This window comes from Devosia sp., assembly GCF_028290645.1.
Taxonomy (GTDB): Bacteria; Pseudomonadota; Alphaproteobacteria; order Rhizobiales; family Devosiaceae; genus Devosia_A.
Window position 1 is genome coordinate 1 of the sequence record NZ_JAQGJL010000387.1, and the last position, 6642, is coordinate 6642.

Consider the following 6642-nt stretch of genomic DNA (forward strand, 5'->3'; position numbering starts at 1 on the left):
GATGGCGACGAACGGCGACGCCGCCACGAGCACCGCGCCCCAGAACGAGCGCCGCGACAACAGCGCACTCAGCGAGCCAAGCGCGAAGCCGTAGATGGTGAACTTGATCTGGTCGCCCACCGCGGCGTTGAGCATTTCCGAGGTCCAGATCGGCGGCCCGGTCAGTTCCACCTGGACGTTGGTCGACTGGTAGTCGCTGACCAGCGAGCGCAGGTCGTTGATCATCGCCTTGGTCCCGGCGCCCTTGGTCATCGCGGGGTTCGGGAAGACGATGATCACCACACCGGACAGGTCCGGGTTGATGAGGTTGCGCATCATCGGGTCGTTCTGCTGCAGATCGGTCAGCGCGGTCTTGACCTCGTCGGCGCTCTGCATGCCTTCGGGCACCGCCGGCAGGGTCGTCCCGTCCGGACCGGGCTTGCGCAGCGTGAACGCCGACATCGTGCCGGTGATGTATTCGCTGTTCGAGAGATCGAGCGCCATCGCGCGGATGGTCTCGATGGTCGCCGGGTTGGTCAGGTCGGGCGAGCTGACCAACAGGTAGATGTCGTTCTCGAACGTTCCGAACGTGTTGGCGAGGTGCTCGTAGTTGTCGTACTCGACGCCGGAATGGGCGAACACCCGCAGCATGTCGCCGTCGACACTGGCGCGCGGCACGTTCGCCGCGCAGAAGATCGACACCAGCAACACGAAAGCGGCGACGATCCTCGGCCGCTTGAGGGTCAGATGGCCTAGTGTTTCCAGGCCGAACCCGATGGAACGATCATGCCCGAAGGCCCAGTTCCACAGTAGGCCCAGCAGAGTATCCTTCGACAAAAGAATCTTCCTTAGACGGTGCGCCCCGCGTCAGGCGCGGATTACTAAGGGCTCAGGGGCGGCGCGTCCAGCCGTTTGAGGGCCCGTGAAGTGGCCGATAGTGGACCCCGCCAGAAGATTTTAGCCCAAAGTTGCCGCAAACCCACGTCATTGTGATATTTCGTGGACCGCCGGGGTCCCGGCCAATACCGTGGACATCCTTGCGGCACCCCAGCGGCGATTGGTTTTCCCGATGGGAATCGCCTAAAGCTTCCCCCCAGGTTTCATAGCTCGAAAACGGCCCCGTGGCAGACAAGACCGACGACCAGAACGGCGTACCGCCGCCTTCCGACATCGCCCCCATTTCGATCTCCGACGAGATGCGCAAGTCCTATCTCGACTACGCCATGAGCGTGATCGTGAGCCGGGCCTTGCCCGACGTGCGTGACGGCCTGAAGCCGGTGCACCGGCGGATCCTGCATTCGATGAACGAGCAGGGCTATGACTGGAACCGGCCCTACCGCAAATCGGCCCGTGTGGTCGGCGACGTCATCGGTAAGTATCACCCGCATGGCAATGACGCGGTGTACTTCTCGTTGGTCCGCATGGCGCAGGAGTTCTCGCTTCGCGTCACCCTGATCGACGGCCAGGGCAATTTCGGCTCAGTCGACGGCGATATGCCAGCGGCCATGCGCTACACCGAAGTGCGCATGGAGCGGGTCACAAACTCCCTGCTCGAGGACATCGACAAAGACACGGTCGACTTCAAGGACAACTATGACGGGTCCGAGCGCGAGCCGACTGTGCTGCCGGCGCGCTTCCCGAACATCCTCGTCAATGGCGGCAGCGGCATCGCCGTCGGCATGGCGACGAACATCCCGACCCACAACCTGGGCGAGGTGATCGACGCGACGCTGATGCTGATGGACGACCCCAACGCGCTGACGGAGGACCTGATGCAGGTGCTGCCGGGCCCGGATTTTCCGACCGGCGCCACCATCCTCGGCCGCTCCGGCATCCGCCAGGCGTACGAGACGGGCCGGGGCTCGATCCTCATCCGGGGCAAGGTCCACATCGAGGAGATGCGCAAGGAGCGCGAGGCAATCATCATCACCGAGATCCCGTATCAGGTGAACAAGGCGACGATGATCGAGAAGATGGCCGAACTGGTGCGCGACAAGCGCATCGAGGGCATTTCCGACATCCGCGACGAATCCGACCGCACCGGCATGCGGGTCGTCATCGAACTGAAGCGCGACGCGGTGCCCGACGTCGTCCTCAACCAGCTCTACCGCTTCACGCCGCTGCAGGGATCGTTCGGCTGCAACTTCGTCGCCCTCAATGGCGGCAAGCCCGAGCTGATGAACCTGAGGCAGATCCTCTCTGCGTTCATCGAATTCCGCGAGCAGGTGGTGACCCGCCGGGCCCGGTTTCTGCTCAACAAGGCACGCGATCGCGCCCATATCCTCGTCGGCCTCGCCGTCGCGGTGGCCAATGTCGATGAAGTCATCGCGCTGATTCGCACCTCGCCCGACCCCACCACTGCCCGCGAGCGGCTGATGGACCGCAACTGGCCGGCGAAGGACGTGGCGCCGCTGATCGCACTGATCGACGATCCGCGCCACACGATCAACGACGACGGTACATTCCGGCTGAGCGACGAGCAGGCGCGCGCCATCCTCGCCCTGACCCTGAGCCGCCTCACCGCGCTCGGGCGCGAAGAAATCGGCGAAGAGCTCAACGGGCTGGGCACCGATATCGCCGACTATCTCGACATCCTCCGCTCGCGCGAGCGCGTGATGAACATCGTCCGCACCGAGCTCACCGAGATCAAGGACGCTTTCAACACCCCGCGCCAGACCGTCATCGACGAAGCGGCCGGGGACTTCGAGGACGAGGACCTGATCGCGCGCGAGGACATGGTCGTCACCGTCACCCACGGCGGCTACATCAAGCGCGTGCCGCTCACTGCCTACCGCTCGCAGCGCCGCGGCGGCAAGGGCCGCTCGGGCATGGCGACGCGCGACGAGGACTTCGTCGCCCGCCTGTTCGTCGCCAACACCCATACGCCGGTGCTGTTCTTCTCCTCGATGGGGCAGGTCTACAAGATGAAGGTGTGGCGGCTGCCGGTCGGCGAGCCACAGGCCCGCGGCAAGGCGCTGATCAACATGCTGCCGCTCGACCAGGGCGAGCGCATCACCTCGATCATGCCGCTGCCCGAGGACGAGGGCGACTGGCAGAAGCTCGACATCATGTTCTCGACAACGCGCGGCACGGTGCGCCGCAATTCGCTGGCCGATTTCGTCGAGATCAACCGCAACGGCAAGATCGCGATGAAGCTCGATGAGGGCGACGGCATCGTCGATGTCGCCACCTGTTCGGCGAGCGACGACGTGCTGCTGACCACCTCGGGGGGGCGCGCCATCCGCTTCGAGGTCGGTGACGTCCGGGTCTTCAAGGGCCGCGATTCGACCGGCGTGCGCGGCATCACGCTGGGCGAGGGGGAGAAGGTCATCTCGATGTCCATCCTCCGGCACTTTGACGCCACTCCGGCCGAGCGCAACACCTTCCTCAAGCAGTACGGCGCCATCCGCCGCGCCACCGGGGACGAAACAGCGGAACCCGAGGTTGCGCCCGTTGCCGATGATGCCGAGGAAGAGACCGGCGAGGTCGCCCTGTCGGTCGAGCGCTATGCCGAAATGGACGCCTCGCAGCAGTTCGTGCTGACGCTGACGGAACTCGGCTACGGCAAGATCTCGTCGGCCTATGACTTCCGCATCTCCAACCGCGGCGGCAAGGGCATCCAGGCCACCGATCTCGACAAGCTCGACGAAATCGGCCGGCTGGTCGCCGCCTTCCCGGTGGAAGAGACCGACCAGATCATGCTGGTCTCCGACGGCGGCCAGCTGATCCGCGTCCCGGTGGCAGGCATCCGCTTCACCAAGCGCGCCTCCAAGGGCGTCCGCGTGTTCAAGACCGCGACCGACGAGAAGGTCGTGTCGGTCGAGCGCATCAGCGAGCCGGAGGCCGAGGAGGTCGAGGGCGGCGACGATGCCGCACCCGAGGCCCCGGCGACTGAGTAGGCCAATCCGCGAATAGGGTGCCGCGATTGTCGCGGCGCCCGGGGTGCCACGCGCTGTCCTTGGCGGATTTCGATGGATGGCAGGCGGGGCAGGGCTGTCTGAATTCGCGCCGCGATGCTAGTGACCGGCGCCATGCCTGACCTGCCGATCCTCCTCTCCTTCATCGTTGCCGCATTCGTCGTCGTCATCGTCCCCGGGATCACCGTCTCGGCGCTGGTGAGCACGTCGCTCGCTCGCGGCATGGCGGCCGGCCTCTGGATGGAGGCGGGGGGTGCAGGTCGGGCGGTTCACCACGGTGCTGATCGTCGCGCTGGCGCTGCAGGCGGTCACCGGGGTGGTCGGGGCGGCCTTCGACATCATCAAGTATGCCGGCGCAGCCTATCTGGTGTGGATCGGCTGGGGGTACCTGACCAGCCGCCACGGGATTGCCATCGACCGGCCGGTCAGCGCGCGCTCGCCGCTGCAGCAGGCCGCGTCGGGGTTTTTCGTTCTGTGGAGCAATCCCAAGGCGCTGATCTTTTTCGGCGCGTTCCTGCCGCAGTTCGTCAATCCGCACTACCCGGCGTGGCCGCAGGTGATCGTCCTGGGGCTGATCGAGATGGGGGCGGGGCTGGTGGTCGATTCAACCTACATCTACCTCGCCGCCAAGGCGCGCGGGGCGCTGGGGGACGGCCGGGTGCTGGTGGTCAACCGGATCGCCGGCGTGATGCTGATCGGAGCAGCGCTGTGGCTGGCGCTGCAGCACCAGGCCTAGGCTCAGCCGAGCAGGCGGAACTTCAGGAAGCGGTGGCCGGCATACTCCAGCTCGCCGGCCGGTTCGAACCCCAGTCGCGCGAGGCCCTTCATGCGGACCCGGCTCGGCGGCAGGAGGATGGTGACGTTGCTGAGCTGCATCTCGCGGCCGCGCCGGACCAGCTCGCGGAACAGCACGGCGCCGTGACCCCATTGGGCGGGTAGCAGCACCAGCCCGAGATCGGCCTCCTCGCCTTCCTTCTGGAAGCCGCCCCAGCCAGCGAAAGTCTCGTCGATGCGGATGGCCCACGGGCCGTAGCCGTTCTCCTGCCACTGGGCGTCCTTGCCCTTCGCCCAGTCAAGCCCGCGGGCCTCGTCCCAGTGGTCGCCGGCGAGCGGCATGTGGCGGCGGACGTCGGGGTCATTGAGCAGTTCGACGAGATCGGCTGCGGCGATTTCGGAGAGGGGAAGGAAGGTGATTTCGGCCATCGGCGGACCCCTGGTTTGGCGGCGCATCCGGTTGCAATAGCGCCGCCGCTGCAGGGTCGGCTTGCCATATTTGCCCGGCCATGACAAAACCCGCGCAACAACAACGGGGAGGGGCTCCGCCATGGCCAGACTTGTCGGCTTTTATCCCGGCTCCTTCGATCCGCTCACCAACGGCCATCTCGACGTCATCGAGCGCGCCTGCAAGCTGGTCGATACGCTGGTGATCGCAGTGGGCACACACCATTCAAAGAAGCCGCTGTTCAGCCACGAGGATCGCGTCGCGCTGCTCAAGGCCGTGCTCGAGCCGATCGGCAAGCGCACCGAGACCGAGTTCCAGTTCGTCGATTTCACCGGCCTGATGGTCAACGCGGCCCGCGCCGCCGGCGCCAAGCTGATCATCCGCGGCCTGCGCGATACCACCGACTACAATTTCGAGATGCAGATGGTGGGCATGAATGCCCAGATGGCACCTGACCTGCAAACGGTCTTTCTGCCCTCCAGTCCCCATGTCCGCCACATCTCGGCCACGCTCGTGCGCCAGATCGCCGAGCTCGGAGGCGATATCAGCGCCTTTGTCCCGCCCATCGTTTTGAAGGCTCTGAACAAACAATGACCGATCCCATCAAGCGTGCCGGCCTCATCCTCGGCGTTCTCTTCGCCGCCGTGGCGGCGTTCTTCGCCGTTTCGATCGTCGCTCCGCAGGCCGCCCATGCCCAGTCGGGCAAGCCGCACTGGATCCTCGAGCTCAAGGACGGCCCCGTCGATATCGAGCTGTTCCCCGAGGTTGCGCCCAAGCATGTCGAACGCATCATCGAACTCACCAACGAGAAGTTCTACGACGGCCTCGTCTTCCACCGGGTGATCGAGGGCTTCATGGCGCAGTCGGGCGACCCGACCGGCACCGGTTCGGGCGGCTCGGACAAGCCGGACGTCGTTGCCGAGTTCAACAAGGAATCGTTCACCCGCGGCGCCGTCGGCGCAGCGCGCACCAACGACCCGAACACCTTCAACTCGCAGTTCTTCATCTGCTTTGCCGACTGCACCTTCCTCGACGGGCAGTACACGGTGTTCGGGCGTGTCGTCTCCGGCATGGAGGCGGTCGACAAGATCACTCGCGGCGAGCCCCCGGCCAACCCCGACAAGATCATCTCCGCCAAAATCGAATACAAGTAAGGAAGGCCCATCCCATGGCTTATGCGGATCCCGAGAACACCCTCGTCATCGAGACCACCAAGGGCAAGGTGGTCATCGCCATGCGCCCTGACCTGGCGCCGAACCACGTCGCGCACATCAAGAAGCTGGCGCGCGAAGGTTTCTACGACGGCGTGGTGTTCCACCGCGTCATCGACGGCTTCATGGCGCAGACCGGCGATCCGACCGGCACCGGCATGGGTGGTTCGAAGTACCCGAATTTGAAGCAGGAATTCAACGCCGAGCCGCACGTGCGCGGCACCCTGTCGATGGCCCGCTCGCAGAGCCCGGACAGCGCCAACAGCCAGTTCTTCATCGTCTTCGACGAGGCCCGCTTCCTCGACCGCCAGTA

At 65.3% G+C, this 6642-nt stretch carries 7 protein-coding genes; 5 read left to right on the forward strand and 2 right to left on the reverse strand.

Going from position 1 to position 6642, the window contains the following annotated elements; all coding sequences use genetic code 11:
• On the reverse strand, window positions 1-816 hold an 816-nt coding region (locus JWQ89_RS20560; protein WP_299644174.1), incomplete at its 3' end, for a hypothetical protein.
• A gap of 284 nt (window positions 817-1100) precedes the next feature.
• On the opposite strand from JWQ89_RS20560, the gene gyrA reads away from it, so the two are divergent.
• Together gyrA and JWQ89_RS20570 are read left to right on the forward strand one after the other, a co-directional pair.
• Window positions 1101-3878, forward strand: coding sequence for a DNA gyrase subunit A (gene gyrA, locus JWQ89_RS20565; protein ID WP_299644176.1), 2778 nt, complete (start codon window positions 1101-1103; stop codon window positions 3876-3878).
• A gap of 271 nt (window positions 3879-4149) precedes the next feature.
• Complete coding sequence (locus tag JWQ89_RS20570) at window positions 4150-4632, forward strand: LysE family translocator (RefSeq protein ID WP_299644179.1); 483 nt, start codon at window positions 4150-4152, stop codon at window positions 4630-4632.
• A 2-nt stretch (window positions 4633-4634) separates the two neighbouring features.
• Here JWQ89_RS20570 and JWQ89_RS20575 read toward each other — a convergent pair whose 3' ends face one another.
• Window positions 4635-5099 (reverse strand): GNAT family N-acetyltransferase, encoded by a 465-nt coding sequence (locus tag JWQ89_RS20575; RefSeq protein ID WP_299644181.1) that lies wholly within the window; start codon window positions 5097-5099, stop codon window positions 4635-4637.
• Window positions 5100-5220: 121 nt separating this feature from the next.
• Here JWQ89_RS20575 and coaD point away from each other — a divergent pair, with 121 nt between their 5' ends.
• From coaD to JWQ89_RS20590, 3 genes are all read left to right on the forward strand, one after another.
• A complete protein-coding gene (gene coaD / locus JWQ89_RS20580) occupies window positions 5221-5712 on the forward strand; it encodes a pantetheine-phosphate adenylyltransferase (RefSeq protein ID WP_299644183.1) in 492 nt (163 codons plus the stop codon).
• Window positions 5709-6272 carry a peptidylprolyl isomerase gene (locus JWQ89_RS20585; protein ID WP_299644186.1) on the forward strand — a complete coding sequence of 188 codons (564 nt, stop codon included), beginning with the start codon at window positions 5709-5711 and terminating at the stop codon, window positions 6270-6272. The genes coaD and JWQ89_RS20585 overlap by 4 nt, the downstream gene beginning before the upstream one ends.
• Before the next feature lie 14 nt (window positions 6273-6286).
• The coding region (locus tag JWQ89_RS20590; protein WP_299644187.1) for a peptidylprolyl isomerase at window positions 6287-6642 on the forward strand (356 nt) is incomplete at its 3' end.

What these genes read in the sequence shown, in the direction of transcription:
- coaD (WP_299644183.1), top strand. Translation starts at nt 5,221, where the DNA reads ATGGCCAGACTTGTCGGCTTTTATCCCGGCTCCTTCGATCCGCTCACC.
- JWQ89_RS20585 (WP_299644186.1), top strand. Translation starts at nt 5,709, where the DNA reads ATGACCGATCCCATCAAGCGTGCCGGCCTCATCCTCGGCGTTCTCTTC.
- JWQ89_RS20575 (WP_299644181.1), bottom strand. Translation starts at nt 5,099, where the DNA reads ATGGCCGAAATCACCTTCCTTCCCCTCTCCGAAATCGCCGCAGCCGAT.